The organism is Nonomuraea antimicrobica, assembly GCF_039536965.1.
Lineage (GTDB): Bacteria > Actinomycetota > Actinomycetes > Streptosporangiales > Streptosporangiaceae > Nonomuraea > Nonomuraea antimicrobica.
This window is the reverse complement of sequence record NZ_BAAAZP010000163.1, coordinates 13735-35198: the sequence shown is the minus strand read 5'-3', so window position 1 is coordinate 35198 and position 21464 is coordinate 13735. Positions and strand designations below refer to the sequence as shown.

The window sequence follows — 21464 nt, the reverse complement described above, 5'->3', positions numbered from 1 at the left end:
ATGTTCGACCTGAGTGGCAAACGCGCCGTCGTCACCGGCGCCTCCAGCGGCATTGGCCGGGCCATCGCCGCGGGCCTGGCGCGGGCGGGCGCCGACGTCGCCGGTCTCTCCCTGACGGCGCCCGAGGGCGCGGCCGACGTCGAAGCCGCGGGCCGCCGCGCGCTGTTCCTGTCGGGTGACGTCGCCGATCCCGGCCAGGTGGAGGAGTTCGCCGCCCGAGTCGAGGAGGCGTGGGGCGGGATCGACATCTGGGTGAACAACGCCGCCCGATTGATCATGGGCCCCTTCCTCGACGTGCCGGTGCACGACTGGCGCGCGCTCCTCGAATCCAACCTGCACGGCTACTACCACGGCTGCCGAGCCGCGGTGGCACGCATGCGGCGGCAGGGCGGCGGACGCATCATCAACATCTCCTCCATCACCGACATCCAGCCCGCCAGCACGATGACCGCCTACGTCACCGCCAAGGGCGGGGTGGTGGCCCTCACCAAATCCCTCGCGGTCGAGGTCGCAGGCGAGGGCATAACCGTCAACGCGATCGCCCCCGGCGCCATCGAGACACCACTGAGCGCCGCCGCGTACACCCCGCCGGTACGGCGTGCCTACGAGAGGCGCATCCCCGTCGGCCGGGTCGGCGTGCCCGAGGACATCGTCGCGGCCGCCGTCTTCCTCGCCTCCGACGAGGCCGCGTACGTCACCGGTCACGAACTCGTCGTCGACGGCGGGATGACCCTCAACGGCAACGTCGTCATCCCCGACTGAATCACGTACGACACAGCGGTCACGGCGCACGTCGGCGACGACGGGGATGCGCCTCGACGGCGACGAGCCCAAGGCATCGCCTACGACACCGGATTCGTCAACGCCGGCACCATCTTCTCTGAACTAGCGCGAATGAGGCGACGCGACAGCCGAGGCCCTCGCCATCGATCTCGTTGGCGGGGGTCTGCGGCGAAAAAACAGCAGGTGTGTCCAGTCAGTCCCCGATGGGGCGGTCCACGCTCCGGCTGCTTCAAGCCCAGCAGGGCCGCTGCCCACTCTGCGGGGACTACCTTCTCCACGCCGATCACCAGCCGACATCCCCATCGAATGGGAACGATGGCTGGCCGCCACCCGCAAAGCGATCACGAAACACGCGATCGCAACCGCCGAAGGCGACACGCTGGATCATCAAGTCCGTCTCATACACGCTCACCGCCGGCCGGACCGAACTCGACCCGACGGCCAGAGCCTCAGTTCGCTTCAATCCGCCGGCTTGCCCTCGCGGCTTGCCTGAGCCGTGTGCGGTGACGAATCGCACGCACGGTTCTCAGGGGGACCGCCGCAGCAATGTGGCGGTCCTACCCGACCCGGAGGTGAGGCCCAGCCGGGCCACACGGCGGGGAAGTTGCCGAGGTGCATGCGGTCCGCGCCGGGCAGGGCCGGCAGACCAGTTGGTGAGGAGGCGCTGGAAATCGTGCAGGGGGCGAGGAGCCAGGCCCCGCCCCATGGTCCGGTGGCGGATTTGCGGCATTCGTCAGATGACGGTGCCGCAATAGCCCTCCTGGGCCGTGCCGATGTACATGCAGACCCTGTCGCCGACGATGAGGGCGACGGCCGGAGTGAACTCACCCCCCAACCTGGTTGGCTGCGAGATGAGGCGGAGGCTCCCGTCAGTCCGCACGCCGTTGACCGTGAAGGTGAATCTTCTGTCCACCGGTGGTGGCTGAATGGTGAACCAGAACCGGTAGCCCTGCGTGGCGTCGCCCCGGATTCCATAGCAGACCGAAGCCTCCGGGGTACAGACCTGTGAGATATCAGGTGACAAGGGCTGGGCGGCAGCAGTCGGCCCTCCAAGCGTCACGCCCAGCACGGTGAGTGCGGCGGCCAGGGCAAGAAGCACTCTAGAGACACTCGTTCGCATAGTGGTGGTCTTCTCCTCTGTCTCGGCAGGCAGCCCCTCCAGCCTGGGCGCGCCAGGGTTTGTCCTGAAGCTCGGAAGCGAACTCCGGACAATCGATCAATTCGTGCAGTCCTCCTGCAAGCTGACACCAGCGACATAGGATCGCCGAAGGGCGGACGGCGCACATTCGATGGTTCGGCATCCTGATAGACGAGATTCGACCGGACTCTGCTTGGGGCGGGGGAGGCGAGGCTTGGCGTGACGGGGAGAGCAAGGAGCGCACGCGAACGCAGGGCAGGGAGACCGGAAGGCCCTTTGGACCCGGGTTCGGGGCCAGTGGCGCAATTCGCCTGGGAATTACGGCAGTTACGTGCGGAGGCGGGTTCACCCAGCTACCGAGTCTTGGCCAGACGAGCCCACTACGCGCCGAGCACCCTGGCCGAGGCGGCAAAGGGGAACCGGCTGCCGACCCTTGAAGTCGCCGTTGCACTGGCCAGGGCGTGTGGAGGCGACAGAGAAGAGTGGACAACGCGGTGGCGTGCGGTGGCGGAGCTCGTCCAGCCGGACACGTCAGCCGCGAACCCAGAGGCTCCCTTGGCACATCCGGATCCGAACAAATGCCCCTACCCTGGGTTGACCCCCTTCGGGACGGAGGATGCCGCGTACTTCTTCGGCCGCGACGAGTCCGTGAAGCAATTGACGCGTCTGGTGACGGGGATCGGAGCGAGCGGCCTGATCGCGTTGTTCGGCGCCTCTGGCACCGGCAAGTCCTCCCTCGTCCACGCGGGATTGCTGCCTCGCCTCGACGCTGCGTGGCACCACGTGGTCATCACACCCGGCGCCTGTCCACTGGACGAACTCGTGGCCGCAGTCGCCGCGCTGACGGGCGCCGACGCTGACGCGTTCAGAGATGAGTTCGCGGCTGATCAGGAGGCACTGCACCTGGCCCTGTCCAGGTGGGTAGTTCGCCAGCCGCCGCAGACCCGCGCGCTGTTGGTGATCGACCAGTTCGAAGAGGTCTTCACCATGGATGCCCCACCGGCGGTACGTGGCGCCTTCCTAACCCTGCTCGCCGATGCCGCGAGGATGGGCGATGACCGAGTCCGGCTGCTCATCGTGGTCCGTGCGGACTTCTACAGTCACTGCTCCCGGCATCCGCACCTGGCCGCCGCGTTGCGTGAGGGGGTCCAGATTCCCCTCGGTGCCTTGGACGACGACGAGCTGCGCTCCGTAATCGTCGGTCCGCCCGAGGTCGCCGGGCTCACGGTCGAACCGGAGCTGATCGGCGCCCTGCAGCAGGATACGGCCGAACAGCCCGGCGGCCTGGCGTTGCTGGCCCACGCCTTGCGTCAGACGTGGCTACGGCATATCGGTGACGAACTGCGTCTGACCGACTACCACGCCATCGGAGGTGTGCGCGGAGCCGTGGCCCAGAGTGCCGAACGGGTGTATGCGCACAGCACGTCTACCGAGCAGCGCATTCTGCGCGGGGTGTTTCTACGGCTGACCGCTCTGGGCGAAGGCACGGACGACACTCGGCGCCGCATTGGGCGTAGCGAGCTGCGCGGCCTGGCGCCGACAGGTGACATTGACCGGCTCCTGGAAGAATTGGCCAGTGCCCGCCTGGTAGTGCTCGACGAGCAGACGGTCGACATCGCGCACGAGGCGGTCATCCTCGCCTGGCCTCGGCTGCGCCGCTGGTTGATTGATGATCGGGCAAGTCTGCGCGCACACCGTCGTATCACACAGGCCGTCGAAATCTGGCGCGAATCGGGCCACGACCGCAGCGCGCTCTACCGCGGTGGGCAGTTGGCTGCGGCCCGCGCCTGGGCGCGGAGCCATCCGGAAGACCTCAACGAACGGGAGATGGCCTTCCTCGCCGCAGGTGTGGCGGCCCATCGGCGACGCCGATGGATGGCCCGATCCCTGGTCGGGGTCGTGACCGCTCTTGCCGTGCTGGCGACGATCGGCGCGGTGCTCGCCGTGCGCGGTCAGCAAGAAGTGATCCGTCAGCGTGACCTGGCCCTATCGCAGAACGTCGCGGCCCAGGCGGTCGCCCTGCGGGAGACCGACCCGGCACTTTCCGCCCAGATGAGCCTGGCGGCGTATCACCTGGCGCCCACAGTCGAGGCCCGCAGCGGTCTCCTAAGTACGTTCGCGCAGCCGTACGCCGTGCGACTGACGGACCATCACGATCACGTCAATACGATCGCGTTCGGTCCTGGTGGTGCGCTGGCAGCGACGGCGTCCCGGGACGGGACCGCCAAGCTGTGGGATACGGCAGACCCCCATCGTCCGCGTATGGTGAGCACCCTGCGGGGACATACCGGCAATGTGGCTTCGGTCGCCTTCTCACCCAACGGTCGCACGCTGGCCACGACAGGCTGGGATGACCAGGTCGTGCTGTGGGACATCACGCGACCAACGGCGCCTCGCTCCATGGCAACGCTCACAGGGCATGGCAGCGACGTCAACACGGCGGCCTTCTCTGCCGATGGCCGGCTTCTGGCGACCGGCAGCACCGACCGCACCATCCGCTTGTGGGATCCGTCCCGGATCGGTCGCCCCAAGCCGATTGCGACGCTGCGGGGTCACCGTGACACGGTCGTCTCCGTCGTGTTTGACCCCCGCGGCCAGAATCTCGTGACGGCCGACTGGACAGGGACGGTGCGCCTCTGGGACGTCGGCTATCGCTCGCGGCCTCGCGCGCTCGCCGTTTTGCCGCGAGCGGGTGGTCCGGTCACGGCGGCCTTCGCACCCTCTGGGAATCTGCTGGCGACCGGCGGTCAGGACCGCGTGGTGCGATTGTGGGATGTCACCGATCCGCGTCGCCCGCGCCGCGCCGCGCTTCAGCGAGGCCACACCGACACCATCCGGGCCATGCGGTTCAGCCCCGACGGAGCACGGCTGGCCACCGCGGGGGCGGATGGCAGCCTGCGGTTGTGGCCGATTGACAACGGGAGACGTCTCGGGGAATCCACCGTCATGACAGGCCATACCAACGCGGTCGTTTCCGTTGACTTCAGCCCGGATGGCCGGTTCGTCGCCACCTCCAGCGACGACAGCACCGCACGGCTGTGGGATCTGTCCGGTTTCGGGCTGCGCGGGCACTCGGACTCCGTCTACGGGATCGCACTGCAGCCGGATGGTCGCGTGGCCGCCACGGCCAGCTATGACCGCACCATACGACTGTGGTCTCTGGCGCGCTCCAGCGGATACCGCGCCATCGCGGCCCTGGCCGGGCACAGCGATGCCGTCAACAGTGTGGCCTTCAACCACAGCGGCACCATCCTCGCATCAGCCTCTGCCGATCGCACGGTACGCCTTTGGGACGTCACCGATCCGCTCCATCCCAGGCCTGGCGCGATCCTGCGTCGGCACAACGACGCGGTCAACGCTGCTTCGTTCGAACATGACGGAGGACGCGACCTCCTTGTCACAGCCGGCACCGATCGGGTGGCTCGTCTGTGGGACGCGAGCGACATCCACCGTCCCACCCCTCTGTCTACATTGACCGGCCACACCGATGCCATCAACGCGGCTCTTGTCCACCGGGGTCTGACCGTCACCGCTTCCGCCGATCGAACCGCCCGGCTCTGGAATGTCGCCGATCCCCGCCGGCCTCACCTCATTGCGGTCCTTGGAGGGCACGCCGATGCCGTCAAGTCGGTCGCTCTCAGCCTCGATGGGCGCCGGTTGGCCACAGCCTCCGCGGACCGCACCGTGTGGGTGTGGGACATCAGCAATCCAGTACGACCCAGGCGCATGGCAACCTTGACCGGACACGTGAACACTGTCTACGCCGTCGCATTCAGTATGGACGGGCAACTCTTGGCCTCTGCCGGAGCCGATCACACCGTGCGACTGTGGGATCTCCGCGAACCGTCGGCGCCGAAGCACTACGCGACGTTGACCGGGCATCGCAACGCGGTGGACACCCTCTCCTTCATGCCCCACGGCCGCACTCTGATCAGCGGCAGCCAGGACGGCAGCGCGTTGGTGTGGGCGGTCGATCCGCAAGAGGTCGCTCGACGGGTGTGCCAGACAGCTAGTCCCCCGCTCAGCCGAGAGCAGTGGCGCCAACATTTTCCCGGCGTAGCCGTCCGGCTGCCCTGCGGCGCTGCCGGCGTTCACTGACGGCGGCAATCCTCTTACGGAGGCCGCACGAGGGAGGCTGATCCGTTTGGCGGAACCAGTCCTCTCCTCGTGCGGCAGATCATCGTGCGCTTATGCCCGTGCGCACATTCTGGTTACGTCAGCCTCTCGTCTCGATGTGAATAGGCCACCTCACGAAGGCGCCCGAGCCGCAGTCGCCGTGCACGAACCAGGGATTCGGTCGCGCGTAGATCCATCCGCCAAGGCGATTGGATCCATCAGTGCAGTACGTGACCGTACGGATTTCTCCGGAACCGACCGAGCATCCACCCTCCCATCCGTGGCCGCCGTTGACCTCGTGGAATCCGTAGCAGTCATAAGACGCCTTTACTGACGGAGGCTCGGAGGATTGGTTGTTCTCAGCGAATGCGGAGGGCGTGGACATGAGAATCATGCCGGCGGCGGCCGCCAATGTCAGTGCGAGCTTACGTTTCAACGATTTCTCCTGTCGATCGACGTGTCCGTCCTGTGGAATGGGCTGAGATATCAACCACCCAAACTTTGTGGTGGCCTATCCGAGCTCACCCTGACCGACCTTGGTGTTTGTCCGCAAGCGATGCCTCAAGGTCTCCGGACAATCGAACAATCCGGTGCCTGCCGGAAACCCCTCATCGACAATACCGGGGTTTGCGTAAATCGCCAGGTCGTTCGAGCGTGACCTTCAGAAAGGCTCAACACTCTCGACCCGGTATCGGTGTGGCAGTCCCCGGCAAGAGGCCCTCGAAGGGCACACCCGCCAGGGGCTGCCGAGGCGTGAAATGGTCACCGGTGGGGATCGCTCGGGACGTACATCGCCGGCCGATGACTGCTCGGTGGCTGCTCGTACGCATTCGGTCTGCGCTGGGGCTGGGGCCTTTGTCGCGACATCCTGGCCCTGTAAAGCCGTGCCAAGGTAGGGGACAAATAGCACATAGTGGCGATGGTCAAGCACGCATGGTTGCTCGGTGGTTGCTCCTGTGCCCGCGACACGGCACGGCAGCTATCGCCACTTCCCGGCATGACGGTGGGAAGAATCGATGCTAAGGCGACAGGAAACAGCACTCCGCGGCACTGGGTGACATTGATCGAACCCACTCATAATCCGTGGGTCGTGGGTTCAAGTCCCACCCGCCCTACTCTCCAACACCGCGCCCGACCTGGGCTTTCTCGGTCCTCGCCGACCTCTGGGCTCGTTGTTGATCATGATCGGTTGCTCGGCGATTGCTCTTGTGTACGGACTGTGTATCGCGGTAGATCGTTTAGACGGCCGCCGTCAGTTCAGACCCCGGAGATGACCATCCGAAGATCAAGCCAGAAGGCCTGGGCGGCATCGCTGGCCAGGGGTTGCCTGATGCGCGGTCAAGCCTCGCCCAAGTCCACTCGCCTTGCCCGCCAGGTCGTCCGTGACCAGCAGATAAAGGATCCGCTGCTTCTCGCGGTGATCCTCTCGGCCCGTTTGTGGCGCAGACCCCGGGTGCGGTGGTGCCGCCGTGAGCCTCTGGATCGATGTCTGCTCTGGAACGAACGTCACCTGCGGCACTGCGCCTGCCGAAAATTCCATCCGTGCAGGTCAAGCGGCATGTGAGTACTCGTGGAGGACACCGCCCGGATCTGTGACGATCAGCGCGCGTGGGCTGACTACCGGGGCTGGGGTTTGGACTTCTCGTGGGCATTGGCCGGCCATCACCGCAAGGCTCGATTCATAGCTGCCCGGGTAGGCGTCAGGTAAGCAAGTGAAGGACCCGCCGGGCCTACCGTTCCAGAGTCTCTGCGGGATTGCGGGCAGCGAACGGCCCACTCGGGCCGAGCATGGGGAATCCAGTCCAGCGCGAGCAGACGGCGGAAGTCCCGTACGCGTTCGCGCTCCTGCCTACAGCGTGCTAGGCGAGCGCCAGGCGAAGGGGAAGAACGTGAGGTGCCTCCATGGTTGCCACACTGTAGAGCAGCGATCGCGGCCGCGATCACACGTAGGGGCTCGTGGCGATCTCGCTCATCAGCCATGTGGTGAAGAGCTTCAGTCGTCGCCCGACCGGCCGGTCCTTCGGCCTGGTCAGGTAGTACGCGCTGCCCGGATCGATCTCGACGTCGAACGGGCGGACGAGTTGGCCGGTCCGGAGGTCCTCCTGAATCAGACCAGAGAAGAACAGGGCGGCGCCGTGGCCGTCCAGGGCGAGCCTGCGCAGCGTGTGGGAGTCGTCTACCTGGTCGGCTTTGGGCGGTTCGGGAAGCTTTACGCCGGAGGCTTCGAACCAGCGGATCAGATGCTCGATGCTGAACTCGAACATGAGCCTGTGGCCGAGCAGATCGTGGGGGGAGGGGTCGGGAGGCAACTGCTTGAGGAAGGCGCGGCTGCACACGATCGTGAGCCGGCCGTGCAGCACCAGCGTGCTCTCGGCGTTGGGCCAGTCGCCCGGACACCAGTTGATCCCCGCGTCCAGGTTGTCGGTGAAGAAGTCGGCCGGCTGGTAGGCGTGGTGCAGCCGCAGGTCGATGTCCGGGTGATGTGCCCAGAATCGGCCCAGCCGTGGGGTCAGCCACCTCGCCGAGAAGTACGGGGCGACGCTGACCGTGAGAGTCTCCTGCTGGTCGGTCCGTTTGACCTCTCGAACCGCGCGGCTGAGGATCTGGAGCGCCTGCGAGCACTCGGGGAGGAGCTTCATCCCGCTGGGGGAGAGCTCGATGCGCCGGTGCAGGCGCGTGATGAGCGGAACTCCGAGCTCCTCCTCCAGATGACGCACATGGTGGCTGAGCGCGGCCGGGGTTACGTAAAGCTCCTGAGCTGCCTTAGCGAAACTAAGATGACGCCCGACCGCCTCGAAGGCTCGAAGCTTTGTCAGTGTCCCTGAATCCAGCTCCATGGGCTAACGCTACGTTAGTTGGGCTCATGTGTCATGCCGCCCAGGTAGGCGTCGGCAACTCTGGGGTCTGCGCGCAATTCGCCGGAGTGGCCCTCGAGAATGCGGACGCCGTTCTCGATGACATACCCGCGATGCGCGATCTCGAGGGCGGCGGTGGCGTTCTGCTCGACGAGGAGGACGGAAGTGCCGCCAGCGTTGATCTGTGCGATGAGCCGCATGACGGAGGTGACCGCGAGTGGAGCCAGTCCCATGGAGGGCTCGTCGAGAAGGAGTAGTCGAGGGCCGGTGACGAGGGCGCGGCCGATGGCGAGCATCTGCTGTTCGCCGCCTGAGAGGGTGCCTCCTTGCTGGTTGCGGCGTTCGGCGAGACGGGGCAGCAACTCGTAGACGTGGGCGATGCGTTTGCGGATCTCGGCCTGGTCGCGCACCAGGTAGCCGCCGAGTTGCAGGTTCTCGTGGATGGTGAGAGTGGAGAAGACGCGGCGGCCTTCGGGGACGTGCACCAGCCCGCGTGCGGTGATGGTGTGGGGTTTGTCACGGGTGATCTCTTGGCCGTCGAAGACGACGGTGCCGTCGCTGGGACGCACGAGTCCGGAGATCGCGGACAGGGTGGTGGTCTTGCCCGCTCCGTTGTTGCCGAGCAGGGCAACGATCTCGCCCTGCTCGACGGTCACGGACAGGCCCCGCAGGGCGTGCACGCCGTCGTAGTGGACGTCGAGGCCGTGGATGTCAAGCATGGGCGTCGCTCCCCAGGTAGGCCTCGATGACAGCTGGGTCGCGCCGGATGTCCTCGGGGCGGCCGTCGGCGATCTCGCGGCCGAAGTTGAGCACGACGACGCGCTCAGAGACCTCCATGACCAGGCCCATGTCGTGTTCGATGAGCATGATGGCGACGCCCAGGGCCTGGATGCGGCGGATGAGGTCGAGCATCTCGGCCTTCTCTCCGTGGTTGAGCCCGGCGGCGGGCTCGTCCAGCAGGAGCAGGTCGGGGCGGCGGGCCAGCGCTCGGGCGATCTCGGCGCGCCGCTGCTCGCCGTAGGGCAGGTTGCGGGCGGCGCCGTAGCGGTCACCGCGCAGGCCGACGAAGTCGAGCCAGTGGTGGGCGGCTTGGGTGCATTCGCGCTCGGAGCGGCGGTAGCGGGGGGTGTGCAGCAGGGCGTCGAAGATGTTCTGCCGCAGCCACAGGTGGGTGCCGGCGCGCACGTTGTCCAGCACCGACAGTTCGCCGAACAGCCGCAGGTTCTGGAAGGTGCGCGCGATGCCCAGGCTGGCGATGGCCGAGGGGCGAAGACCGCTCAGGCTCTTGCCGCGCAACGTGATCTGGCCGCTGGCAGGCCGGTAGAAGCCGGTGACGCAGTTGAAGGCAGAGGTCTTGCCGGCTCCGTTGGGGCCGATGACCGAGACGATCTCGGCCTGGCCGACGGAGAAGCACAGCCCGTCGATGGCCAGCAGCCCGCCGAAGGACAGGCGGAGATCCTCGATGCGCAGCAGGGTCATTTGAGCGTCTCCTTGGATCGGGCCGGCCACAAGCCCTGGGGGCGTGCCAGCATGAAGACGATGAGCAGGACGCCGAACAGGAAGAAGCGGTAGTCGGCCAGGTCGCGCAGGATCTCCGGGAGCAGGCTGATCACGATGGCACCGACGACGACGCCTGGGATCGAGCCCATGCCGCCCAGGACCACGGCCATGAGCACCAGCGCTGATTGCAGGAAGGTGAAGCTGCTGGGGGAGATGGCCGACATCTGGGAGGCGAACAGTACGCCGGCAAGGCCGCCCCAGACTGCGCCGACGATGTAGGCGGCCAGCTTGACGCGGTAGGTGTGCACGCCCATGGCCTCGGCGGCGTCCTCGTCCTCGCGGACGAACCGCCAGGCGCGCCCCAGGCGGGAGCGGCTGAGCCGGGCCGCGCCGAGCACGGCCAGGGCGACCACGGCCACAGTCAGGTAGTAGAAGACCACCGGGCTGGTGGTCAGCGGCGGGATACCGTAGATGCCGGACGGGCCGCCGGTGATATCGAGGTTGTTGGCAGAAATGCGGATGATCTCGCCGAAGCCCAGCGTCACGATGGCCAGGTAGTCGCTGCGCAGCCGCAGTGTCGGGGCGCCGACGACGATGCCGGCGATCACGGTGACCACCAACACCACCGGCACGCTGGCCACCAGCGGCAGATCGAGTCGGGTGGCCAGCACGCCGCTGGTGTAGGCGCCGACGGCGAAGAAGGCGACATAACCCAGATCCAGCAGCCCGCAGGAGCCGACCACGATGTTCAGCCCGGCCGCCAGCATCACGAAGATCGCCGCGCTGGTCATCAAGGCCAGCCCGTACGGGCTGGCGTTCACGAACGGCGCCGCCAGCGCGATCAGCAGGCCGGCCAGCCCGACCCGATTGTTGCCCAGCAGCTTCGAGGCACGGCTGGGGGTCTTGCCCGCCCCCAGGAGGCGCGGCTCGGTCCCGGTTTTGCTCTGGTCGGCCGTCGTCATACTCGCTCCGTGACGCGTTCACCGAGCAGCCCGGTCGGCCGCACCGTCAGAAAAAGGATCAGCACCCCGAACGTGAACACGTCCCGCCACTCGCCTCCGAGCCAGAAGGTGCCGAACGACTCCAGCAGGCCCAGCAGCAGACCGCCCAGCATGGTGCCGGGGATGTTGCCGATTCCGCCGATCACCGCGGCGGTGAATGCCTTCAACCCGATCAGAAACCCCATCAGAAAGTCGATCTTCCCGTAGTAGGCACCGGCCATCACGCCCGCCGCTCCGGCCAGCGCCGAGCCGAGGAAGAAGGTGCGGGAGATCACCGCGTCCACGTCGATGCCCATCAGCGAGCTGGTCCGCGGATCCAGCGCGATGGCCCGCATGGCCCGGCCCTCGCGGGTGCGGGTGACCAGCAGGTTCAGCCCGGCCATCAGCGCTACGGCCGCCCCCACCAGCACCAGCTGCTGCAGGGTGAGCCGGGCGCCGAACACCTCGATCGCCGTGCCGCCCAGCCGCACCGGGTACACCTGCGGCTCGGCTCCGGCCACCGCGCGCATCCCATACTCCAACGCGAAGGACGCGCCGACCGCGGTGATCAGCAGGGACAGCCGGGGCGCCCGGCGCAGCGGCCGGTAGGCGATGCGTTCCAGCGCCACCCCGGCCAGGCCGGAGGCGACCATGGTCACCAGCAGCACGGCCAGCAGCGCCACCAGCCCCCCCGAGGCGGGTACGCCCCCGACCGCGCCGAGGACCGCGAAACCGGTGAACGCGCCCAGCATGTACAGGTCGCCGTGGGCGAAGTTGAGCAGCTTGATGATCCCGTACACCATGCTGTAGCCCAACGCCACCAGGGCGTAGAACGAGCCGACGAACAGACCGTTCCAGACGAGCTGCGTCATGACAGCGAATCCTGCAGGGTGAAGGCGCCGTCCTTCACCACGAGGATCTGGAATCCGCCGCCGGCCAGCGTGTGCTCCGGCGTGAACTTCAGCGGCCCGGAGAACATGGGGAACCCGTCGATCGCCTCCAGCGCGGCGATCACTTTCGCGCCGTCGGTGCCGCCCGCCCTGCCCACCGCCTCGGCCGCCAGCCGGACCGCGTCGTAGGCCTGATTGGAGTACGGTCCGGGCTCGGCGTTGAACTTCTTCTTGTACGCCTCGATCCAGTCCTTCGCACCCTCCAGGGTGTCGGGCGTCTGGGTCATGGTGGCGTAAACGCCCTCGGCCGCCTCGCCGCCGGCGATCTCGACCAGCTTCGGCGACACCGATCCGTCACCGACCATGATCGAACCCTTGTAGCCGGCCTGCCGCAGCTGGCGGACGATCAAGCCGCCCTCCTGGAAGTAGCCGGTCCAGTAGACGAAGTCGGGCTTCTTGGCCAGCACGTTCGTGATGTTGGCGCTGTAGTCGCTCTCCTTCGGCGTCACCGCCTCGACGGTGACCGCCGCCGCGCCGAGACTCGACTGAGTGCGCAGCGCGATGTCCTTGGAGTAGCTGGTGTTGTCGTGCATCAGCGCGACACGCTGACCGCCTCGCTTGGCGATCCACTTCTGCGCGGCCTCGGCCTGCTGCGAGCCGGTGCCGTTGATCATGAAGACGTGCTCGAGCTTCTGGTCGACCAGTTCCTGCGAGTTCGCCGCCGGAATGATCATTGGAATGTTCGCCCTGCCGAAGATGGGCAGCGTGGGCAGCGTCGCCCCTGAGCAGTAGCCGCCCACTGACACGTGCACACCCTCGGTGACGAGCTTGCTGGCGGCGGCCGTGGCCGACTGGGCGTCGCAGGCGTCGTCGGCGGTCTTGAGCTCCAGCTTGCGGCCCAGCACGCCGCCCTTGGCGTTGATCTCGTCAACCGCCAGTCGGGCCGCGTTGCTCATGTACGGCCCGATCGAGGCTTCGCTGCCCGACTGCGGAACGAGCATGCCCAGGACGATGGGGCCGTGCTGCTCGCCCCCGGATTCCTGGCCGAGCAGGCCCTGACCGCAACCGGAGGCCAGGAGGCCGAGGGCGACGACCGTCGTGATGGACTTCAGAGGAATGGCACGCATGCGATTCCTCCTTTCTTCTGTTAGGCGAATTCGACGCCTTGTGCCAGTGGCAGTGCGGAGGAGTAGTTGATGGTGTTGGTCGCACGGCGCATGTAGCCGCGCCAGGCATCGGAGCCGGACTCCCTGCCGCCTCCCGTGCTCTTCTCACCGCCGAACGCGCCGCCGATCTCCGCGCCGGAGGTGCCGATGTTCACGTTGACGATGCCGCAGTCGGAGCCGTCGGCGGCGAGGAAGCTCTCGGCCTCGCGCTGGTCCCGAGTGAAGATCGACGACGACAGGCCCTGGGGTACCGCGTTGTGCAGCCCTATGGCCTCCTCGAAGGAGTCGTACGTCATGACGTACAGGAGGGGGGCGAAGGTCTCCTGGCGCACGATGTCGCTCTGGCCGGGCATGCGGACGATGGCCGGCCGGGCGTAGTACGCCTGCGGAGCCCCTTCCCGGTCAACCCTGGTGCCGCCCGTGACGACGGTGCCGCCGTCCCGGTCGGCGCGGTCCACCGCTCGGCGCATCGCGCCGAACGCGGTGCCGTCGATGAGCGGCCCCACCAGCGTGGCCTGGTCGAACGGATCGCCGACCACCAGCTTCGCGTAAGCCGCGTCGAGTCGCTCGACGAGCTCGTCCACCACCGACTCATGGGCGATCACCCGTCGCATGGTGGTACAGCGCTGGCCCGCGGTCCCGGCCGCCGCGAACGCGATACCCCGGACGGCGAGGTCCAGATCGGCCGACGGCGCCACCACCGCGGCGTTGTTGCCGCCGAGTTCGAGTATCGAGCGTCCGAAGCGCCGGGCGATGCGCGGGGCGATCTCGGCGCCCATGCGCTCGGATCCGGTCGCGCTCACCAGGGGGACCAGCGGGCTGTCGAGCAGGATTCCGGCCGCCGGCACGTCACAGATGACCAGCCGGTTGATCTCGGCGGGCATATCGCACTCGGCGGCGGCACGCTCCAGCAGGGCCGAGCAGGCGAGCGCGGTCAGGCTCGTCATCGGTGACGGCTTCCACACGACCGTGTCACCGCAGACGAGCGCGATCGCGGCGTTCCACGCCCAGACGGCGGCCGGAAAGTTGAACGCGGAGATGACCGCGACGACGCCCAACGGATGCCAGGTCTCCATGAGCCGGTGTCCCGGTCGCTCGGAGGGCATGGTGCGCCCCTCCAAGCGACGCGAGAGGCCGACGGCGAAGTCGCAAACGTCGATCATCTCCTGGACTTCGCCGAGCGCCTCGGAGCGGATCTTGCCGACCTCGATCATGATCAGCTCGGCTAGGTCGTGCCTGTGCCGCTCGACCAACTCGCCGAACCGCTTGACCAGCCGTCCCCGCTCTGGGGCGGGCACGGTCCGCCACCGCAGGAAGGCTTCGTGGGCGGCCTGAACGGCGGCTCCGACGGCCGCTGCGTCCGCGGCCGGGATGTCGAACAGCTCGTCCCCCGTCACCGGCGTGCGGGCCGTGACAGTGCTGCGAGCGAAGGTTTCGATGGCGACGCCGCACCGCTGCAGGCATGCCCGGGCCAGATGGCGCAGGTCCTCGCTGGAGCGCGAGTGGAGGGACGTCGGGGATGATGATGTCACGGCCAGACTCCGGTTCCGCTCGCTACCACGCCATGACCCCGCCGGCACCGTCGCGCAGCGCGCGACGGTAGACGAGGTTGGCCGCGACCATGTCCTCCATGCCGATCCCCATGGCCTTGTACACGGTGATCTCACGGTCGTCCCGCCTGCCCGCTCGTGGGTCGAGGACGACCGCACCCAGCGTCGTGGCGTTGCCGGGATCGGTGGTGGAGAGTTCGGAGCACCCGATCGGCGCCGGTTCGAAGGCGTCGAGTGACTCCACGAACAGGCGATGCCGCTGCGCCAGTTCGCGGGGCAGCTCGCCCTCCGGCGGGAAGTACCCGACGGAGGACACATGCGCGCCGGGCTTGAGCCAGTCCGGATCGATCACCGGCGTGGCCGCGTGCGTGGCCAGGCAGACCACGTCCGATTCGCGCACGGCAGCCTCCAGGTCCGCCGAGGCGTGAGCGATGTCGTCGCGAGCGGCCAGCCGCTGCGCCTCGTCGACGTGGAGCGAGCACACGTTGATGCGGTCGAATTCCCGGATCAGGGACAGCAACCGCAGGTGCTCGCGGGCCTGGACACCCGCGCCGACGATGGTGGCGACCCGCGCGTCGCGCCGGGCCAGCAGCCGCGCGGACAGCACCGCGGAGGCCGCGGTGCGAATCCCGGTGATGTAGGTCCCGTCCATGACGCAGGTCGTCGCCCCGGTCTCCGGGTCGAAAAGGTTGATCACGGCGAGGTGGTTGGGCAGCCCGAGATCGAGGTTTCCGTCGAAGACGTTCACCACTTTCACGCACATCTGCCAACCTGGCTGCCAGGCCGACATGGCCAAGGAGAAACCCTTGCCCGGAACGGTCAGCTCCGGCCGAAAGGGCGACTGGACCTCGCCCAGTTCGAGCCCCCGAAATCCGTCCTCCAGGCCGTCCAGCAACTCCTGGGGATCGAGGTTCTCCTCGACCTCGGCCTCGGTGAGCGTGAGAATCTCACGAACTCCTTTGACGATCTCGAAGGCGGCCCTACTCGCCGTCCCGGTCATGTAGATCTCCCTGCGTTCCATCGAGGTCTCGGTGCATTTGATTCTGGGAGACGCAGCGATTCCACTCAACCGAAAAATTTGCGGCTCACATGAACAGAACTAATGTGACAAACTTTGCGAGCAGGGCATGGCTCGCGAGATCACTAAAGTCGTGCTAGGGCTTTGGATGCCTTCTTGCGTATCGTGTAGGAGATGAATTCGGCGCAGCGCACCGGGCACCGCCCTACACCGACACGACGAGGCCAGGCGGCTGCTGTCGGCCGCGCGGGTGGTGACGCTCACCGGCGTGGGCGGTGTCGGCAAGACCCGGCTGGCCATGCGGCTCGCCGACGAGGTCCGGCGGGCCTTCCCCGCTGGCGTGTGGCTGGTCGACCTGACCGCGGTGGAGGCTCCGGAACTGCTCGTGCACGCGGTGGGCGAGGCACTGGAGATCCAGGACCGTTCCGCACGGCCCGCGCTGCAGGTGCTCGTCGAGAATCTGCGCGGCAAGCAGGCGCTGCTGCTCCTGGACAACTGCGAGCACTTGGTCTCAGAGTGCGCCGAGCCGGCGGACCGGTGAGGGTGCTTTCGTCGGCGCAGGTGCTGGAGCGGCTGGATGACAGGTTCGGACTGCTGACCACCGGCTCGCGGACCGCGCTGCCACGCCGGCAGACGTTGCGGGAGATGATCGGCTGGAGCCATGCCCTGTGCACGACAGCCGGTCCACCATGCCGGCGGTGAAGACCATGGTGGTGATCATTGCCACGCTGGCGAACAGCAGGTAGCCGTCCGAGCCGTGCGCGGACGCCGGTCCGACGGTCGACACGGTGCGCACCGCGTCGAACAGCGCCTCGATCGGTGCCCTGCGGTGCACCGCCACGGACCACGCCCAGTCCGCGAAGAGCACCGCGAGCAGCCCCGCCAGGCCCGCGAGCATGATGCGAGAGCTGCCGTCGTGCGGCCGCAACTGGCCCTTGATCCTTCCCATCCGCGCTCGCCGCCGCAGCGGGCGCGGCAGCCGGTAGGGCTCCTGGCGGACGGCGTTCCCGTCCCAGCGGACCGCGACGTGCCCGGAGGGCGTCCGCGTCACCGCAAGCAGGTCGGGTGCCACGCAGGCCGCCAGGAAGGCGGGCGACGTGCTGGCCCAGCGCCTCGTGCAGGTCCTTGTCGGTGGGCTGGACGAGGTGGCGCACGGTGTGGCCGGCCGCCAGCAGTGAGCCGCAGACTCCGCGGGCCGCCTCGCCGCCGATGACGACGTAGACGGGCTCAGGAAAGGAGGTCGCAGTCATCGGAACGGTAGGGGTCGCAGCCAAAGCAGCGTAGGTTCCCGCAGCCCACGCAGTGATTCATGATCCGGCCGCAGTGGCAGCGCGATGCGCTGCTTCCGACCGCGGCGCTTTCGGATGTGGAGCCCTGCCCGGCCACGTGGTGCGCCGCTGTCATGCCCGCTCCGCGAGGGGAACGCGGCCCTTGAGCCGCATGGCGGCACGGACCCTGTCCTGGGCGAGCGTGCGCGCCGCCTCGTGGGGCCGCATGCCGCCGGTACGGGCCGTCGCCAGAACCGCTTCGGTGTTGTCGCGCAGCTTGGCCGAGACGAGCGGGAAGATCCGTGCCGGGTCAGGCCGGAACGGCGAGTAGCGGGCTTCCATGGCGAATCCCGCGGCCACCACGCCGCCGGCGTTCGCGATGAAGTCGGGCACGATGCCGACGCCTCGCTCCGCCAGGACCCGCTGCGCCTGGGGGGACGTGGGCAGGTTGGCCGCCTCGACGACGAGCCGTGCCCGCAGGCGGGTGGCGAGATCGGCATCGATGACGTCCTGCAGAGCGGCGGGCACGAGGATGTCACACGGCACGAGCAGTTCGGTACCCGGGGCGCAGACGGGGACCGAGCCGTACTCGTCGACCAGGGCATCCCCGTAAGTCCCGCGCAGTTTGACCATACGCTCGACGTCCAGGCCGGCTGGGTCGTGCAGGGCACCGCGGGCAGTGGAGACGGCCACGACGGTCGCGCCGAGCTCCGCCAGACGCCGAGCGGCGGCGGCGCCGACGGCGCCGAAGCCCTGAATGGACACCCTGGCAGTGGCCAAGGAGAACCCGCTCGCCCCGGCCGCCGCGTCGGCGGCCTCCGCGACGCCGTACCCGGTGATGCCAAGTGCGTCGTACGGGACGCCGCCCAGCTCCTGCGGTGTGCCGACGGCGGCGCCTCGGTCTCCGAGCTCGTCCTGGATGATCGCCGCGTCCCTCTCGGTCAGGCCCATGTCCAGGCCGAGGACGTACTCGCGGGGGACCTCGTTGGACAGCGCGCGTACGAAGGCGCGCAAGATCGCCTCCTTGTCCGGAGAGGCGGGATCGGCGGCGATCCCCGCCTTCGCGCCGCCGTGGAACATGTCAACGGCGGCCCACTTCCAGGTCATGACCCTGGCGAGGCGGGCGACCTCACCGACGGTGACGTGCGGGCTCATCCTGGTGCCGCCCTTGCCGGTGCCGCGGGCGGTGTTGTCGATGACCAGCACGCCCTTCATCCCACTCCGGCGGTGCGAGACGACCACCACCTTCTCCGGTCCCCATTCGTCGATAAGCGCGAGCGTGTCCGTCATGATGTGCGTTTCCTTCGGGCGGTCGTGATGGCGAGGAGTTCGGCGAGGTGTATGGCGGAGCGGTCGCTGAGCTGGGAGATCTGGGTGCGGCAGCTGAAACCGTCGGCGAGGATCAGCATGTCCGGAGCGGCGGCGCGCACGGCGGGAAGCAGCGTCTGCTCGGCGGCGGCGACCGAGACGTCGTAGTGGCCGCTCTCGAAGCCGAAGTTCCCGGCGAGCCCGCAACAGCCGGATGGCAGGACGGTGTTGTGTACGCCCGCTCGCCGCAGTATCTCGCGGTCGGCGTCGAACCCGCCTTCGGCGTGCTGGTGGCAGTGTGTCTGGCTGATGGAGCGGGCGTCGATCCGCGGCGGGGTGTAGTGCGGGGCGTGTTCGAGCAGAATCTCGGCCAAACTCTTGACACGGCCGGCAGTACGGCGGGCGGCAGAGGTGTCCAGCAGCCTGGGCAGGTCGCCGCGGAGGGCGGCGGTGCAACTCGGTTCCAGGCCGACGATCGGCACGTCGGGCCGGGTCTCCAGCGCCGCGACGGCGCGCGTGGCCACCCTGCGGGCAACCCCGAGTTGGCCGGTGCTGATCCACGTCAGTCCGCAGCACTGGGTGCCGGGCGGCACGTGCACCTGGAAGCCGGCGGCCTCCAGGACAGTGACGGCGGCCCGCAGCACGTTCGGGCTGAAGCGGTTGTTGAACGAGTCGACCCACAGCAGCACCGGGGTGCCCTCCTGCGCGCCGTCGCGGCGGCGGAACCAGTGGAGGAAGCTCTCGCTCGCGAACGCGGGGATGCCACGCTGCGGGGCGATCCCGCCGAGCCGCTTGACGAGCGGCGCGAGTGGCGAGCGGGTGACCGAATTGGCGAGACGAGGGGCGAGGGCGGCGAGCCGGGACCACACGGGCAGCCATCCCATGGAGTAGTGGGACGGCGGGCGCAGGCGGCCTCGGTAGTGGTGGTGCAGGAACTCCGACTTGTACGTCGCCATGTCGACCCCCACAGGGCAGTCGGAGCTGCACCCCTTGCACGACAGGCACAGGTCCAGCGCGTCGCGGACCTCTCGGGAGCGCCACCCGTCGTCGATCAGCTCCCCTTGCGCCATCTCGTACAGCAGCCGGGCACGGCCCCTGGTGGAGTCACGTTCGTCGCGGGTCACCCGGTAGCTGGGACACATCACCGATCCGTTGGAGCCTCCGGTCAGGCACTTGCCGACGCCGACGCAGCGGCGCACCGCCCGGCCGAAGTCGCCGTCGTCGTCGGGGTAGGAGAACGTGGTGTGCAGCGGGATCGTGCTGCGGCGCGGGCTGACGCGCAGGTCGTGGTCGGAGCGACGAGGATGGACGATCACCCCGGGGTTGAGCTTGTCGCCGGGATCCCAGAGGTGCTTGAACCGCTCGAACAACTCCACCGCCTGCCTGCTGTAGACCAGGTCCAGGAATTCGGAGCGGGCCTGCCCGTCGCCGTGCTCCCCGGAGGGCGAGCCGCCGTGCTCGGCGACCAGGCGGGCGGCGTCGGCCAGGAAGGCACGAAACGCCTCCGTGCCTTCGTGGGTCTCGAAGTCGAAGTCGAGGCGGACGTGCAGGCAGCCCTCCCCGAAGTGGCCGTATACCGCCCCCTTCAAGCCGTAGCGGGCCATGAGGTCGTTGAAGTCGCGCAGGTAGGCACCGAGACGTTCGGCTGGAACGGCGGCGTCCTCCCAGCCCGGCCACGCCTCGGACCCGTCGGGGAGCCGGGTCGCCAGCCCGGCGCCGTCCTCCCGGATCCCCCACAGGGCCCGCTGCTCGTCCGGGCTGGTGGCGACGTACGCGCCCAGGAACCCGGCGGTCCGCTCGGCCGCCGTGGCGAGATCGGCCGCAGCGCGCCGGGCCTCGTCGGGCGTGTCCGCCCCCAGTTCGGCGAACAGCCAGGCATCGCCGGCGGGGAGGCGCTCGACGGCCGCCAGCGCGGCCGGGCGGGTGACCATCCGGGTCAGCGCCCGGTCCAGTCCTTCGAGCGTCATCGGCGCCCGTTCCACCAGGGCGGGCACCGCGTCCGCGGCGGCGGGCGCGTCGGGGTACCCGAGCACGGCCAGCGCCCGCGCCCGGGGGCGGCGTACCAGGCTGAGCTTGGCGGACAGCACCACGGCGCAGGTGCCTTCGGAGCCGACCAGGGCGCGGGCCAGGTTGAACCGCGCTTCGGGCAGGAGGTGCTCCAGCGCGTACCCGGAAACCTGCCGAGGAAAGCGGCCGAACTCGGTGCGCAACGTGCTCAGGTTCTCCATGGCGAGGTCGCGTGCGCCGGCCAGGAGTCGGCCGCGTTCGCCGCCTTCGGCGATGGCGTCCTCGAGTTGGCTCGTTGTCATCGGCCCGACGGTGAGGACCGTCCCGCCGTAGGTGAGGACTTCCAGTTCGATGACGTTGTCGCTGGTACGCCCCCAGGCGAGGGAGTGCGACCCGCAGGCGTTGTTGCCGATCATGCCGCCGATGGTGCACCGGCTGTGGGTGGACGGATCCGGACCGAAGGCCAGGCCATGCGGGGCCGCTGCGGCCTGGAGGTCGTCCAGGACCAGCCCCGGCTCGACCCGGACGGTACGCGCCCGCGGATCGAGATCCAGGATGCGGTTGCAGTGCCGGGAGAAGTCCAGGACGATGCCGGAGCCGATGGCCTGGCCGGAGGTGCTGGTTCCGGCGCCGCGACAGGTCAGCGGCACGCCGTGGCGCCGGCACGCCGCCACGGCCGCGATGACGTCCTCGCGGTCCAGCGGGAAGACCACGCCCAGCGGGACACGGCGATAGTTGGAGGCGTCCGCGGCGTACTGGGCGAGGCGGCCGCGATCGGCGGTCACCTCGCCGCGGACGACGCGACGCAGTGCGGTCAGGATCGGCTCGCCGGCCGATGATGCCATGGTGGCCCCCGGGGCGTAGTCATACGGAGGAGTTCCCCTC

At 68.4% G+C, this 21464-nt stretch carries 15 protein-coding genes and 1 pseudogene; 4 read left to right on the top strand and 12 right to left on the bottom strand.

From position 1 onward, the window contains the following. Positions 1 to 762 (top strand): SDR family NAD(P)-dependent oxidoreductase, encoded by a 762-nt coding sequence (locus ABD844_RS39615; protein WP_344890143.1) that lies wholly within the window; start codon positions 1 to 3, stop codon positions 760 to 762. 754 nt (positions 763 to 1516) lie between these two features. Here ABD844_RS39615 and ABD844_RS39610 read toward each other — a convergent pair. Further along, complete coding sequence (locus ABD844_RS39610) at positions 1517 to 1882, bottom strand: hypothetical protein (RefSeq protein WP_344890140.1); 366 nt, start codon at positions 1880 to 1882, stop codon at positions 1517 to 1519. A gap of 258 nt (positions 1883 to 2140) precedes the next feature. On the opposite strand from ABD844_RS39610, the pseudogene ABD844_RS53445 reads away from it, so the two are divergent. Both ABD844_RS53445 and ABD844_RS39605 read left to right on the top strand, forming a co-directional pair. Further along, a pseudogene (locus ABD844_RS53445) lies at positions 2141 to 2392 on the top strand (helix-turn-helix domain-containing protein); the annotation flags it as partial. A 33-nt stretch (positions 2393 to 2425) separates the two neighbouring features. Continuing rightward, positions 2426 to 6019 carry an nSTAND1 domain-containing NTPase gene (locus ABD844_RS39605; RefSeq protein ID WP_344890138.1) on the top strand — a complete coding sequence of 1198 codons (3594 nt, stop codon included), beginning with the start codon at positions 2426 to 2428 and terminating at the stop codon, positions 6017 to 6019. A gap of 1958 nt (positions 6020 to 7977) precedes the next feature. Here ABD844_RS39605 and ABD844_RS39600 read toward each other — a convergent pair. Genes ABD844_RS39600 through ABD844_RS39565 form a run of 8 tightly spaced genes read right to left on the bottom strand, consistent with a single transcriptional unit; the run spans position 7978 to position 15999 of the window. Then, the gene (locus ABD844_RS39600) at positions 7978 to 8874 is read right to left on the bottom strand and encodes a LysR substrate-binding domain-containing protein (RefSeq protein ID WP_344890135.1); all 897 of its coding nucleotides are present in this window, start codon (positions 8872 to 8874) and stop codon (positions 7978 to 7980) included. Positions 8875 to 8888: 14 nt separating this feature from the next. Then, positions 8889 to 9611 carry an ABC transporter ATP-binding protein gene (locus tag ABD844_RS39595; protein WP_344890132.1) on the bottom strand — a complete coding sequence of 241 codons (723 nt, stop codon included), beginning with the start codon at positions 9609 to 9611 and terminating at the stop codon, positions 8889 to 8891. Continuing rightward, the gene (locus ABD844_RS39590) at positions 9604 to 10371 is read right to left on the bottom strand and encodes an ABC transporter ATP-binding protein (protein WP_344890129.1); all 768 of its coding nucleotides are present in this window, start codon (positions 10369 to 10371) and stop codon (positions 9604 to 9606) included. The genes ABD844_RS39595 and ABD844_RS39590 overlap by 8 nt, the downstream gene beginning before the upstream one ends. Beyond that, entirely contained in the window at positions 10368 to 11354 is a 987-nt protein-coding gene (locus ABD844_RS39585; protein ID WP_344890126.1) for a branched-chain amino acid ABC transporter permease, read from the bottom strand. Before ABD844_RS39585 ends, ABD844_RS39590 begins: the two co-directional genes overlap by 4 nt. Further along, complete coding sequence (locus tag ABD844_RS39580) at positions 11351 to 12244, bottom strand: branched-chain amino acid ABC transporter permease (protein WP_344890123.1); 894 nt, start codon at positions 12242 to 12244, stop codon at positions 11351 to 11353. The genes ABD844_RS39585 and ABD844_RS39580 overlap by 4 nt, the downstream gene beginning before the upstream one ends. Next, on the bottom strand, positions 12241 to 13389 hold the full coding sequence (locus ABD844_RS39575) for a branched-chain amino acid ABC transporter substrate-binding protein (RefSeq protein ID WP_344890120.1): 1149 nt from the start codon (positions 13387 to 13389) through the stop codon (positions 12241 to 12243). Before ABD844_RS39575 ends, ABD844_RS39580 begins: the two co-directional genes overlap by 4 nt. Before the next feature lie 20 nt (positions 13390 to 13409). Further along, entirely contained in the window at positions 13410 to 14960 is a 1551-nt protein-coding gene (gene amaB, locus ABD844_RS39570) for an L-piperidine-6-carboxylate dehydrogenase (protein WP_425568734.1), read from the bottom strand. Between the two features lie 22 nt (positions 14961 to 14982). Next, a complete protein-coding gene (locus tag ABD844_RS39565) occupies positions 14983 to 15999 on the bottom strand; it encodes an ornithine cyclodeaminase family protein (protein WP_344890117.1) in 1017 nt (338 codons plus the stop codon). Between the two features lie 250 nt (positions 16000 to 16249). Here ABD844_RS39565 and ABD844_RS39560 point away from each other — a divergent pair, with 250 nt between their 5' ends. Further along, entirely contained in the window at positions 16250 to 16537 is a 288-nt protein-coding gene (locus ABD844_RS39560; RefSeq protein ID WP_344890114.1) for an AAA family ATPase, read from the top strand. Here the strand turns inward: ABD844_RS39560 and ABD844_RS39555 are convergent. From ABD844_RS39555 to ABD844_RS39545, 3 genes are all read right to left on the bottom strand, one after another. Further along, entirely contained in the window at positions 16508 to 17068 is a 561-nt protein-coding gene (locus tag ABD844_RS39555; protein ID WP_344890111.1) for a hypothetical protein, read from the bottom strand. The two genes, ABD844_RS39560 and ABD844_RS39555, sit on opposite strands and share 30 nt — an antisense overlap. A 328-nt stretch (positions 17069 to 17396) precedes the next feature. After that, positions 17397 to 18554, bottom strand: coding sequence for a Glu/Leu/Phe/Val family dehydrogenase (locus ABD844_RS39550; protein WP_344890108.1), 1158 nt, complete (start codon positions 18552 to 18554; stop codon positions 17397 to 17399). Further along, on the bottom strand, positions 18551 to 21424 hold the full coding sequence (locus ABD844_RS39545) for an FAD-binding and (Fe-S)-binding domain-containing protein (RefSeq protein ID WP_344890105.1): 2874 nt from the start codon (positions 21422 to 21424) through the stop codon (positions 18551 to 18553). The genes ABD844_RS39550 and ABD844_RS39545 overlap by 4 nt, the downstream gene beginning before the upstream one ends. Positions 21425 to 21464 lie beyond the last annotated feature (40 nt).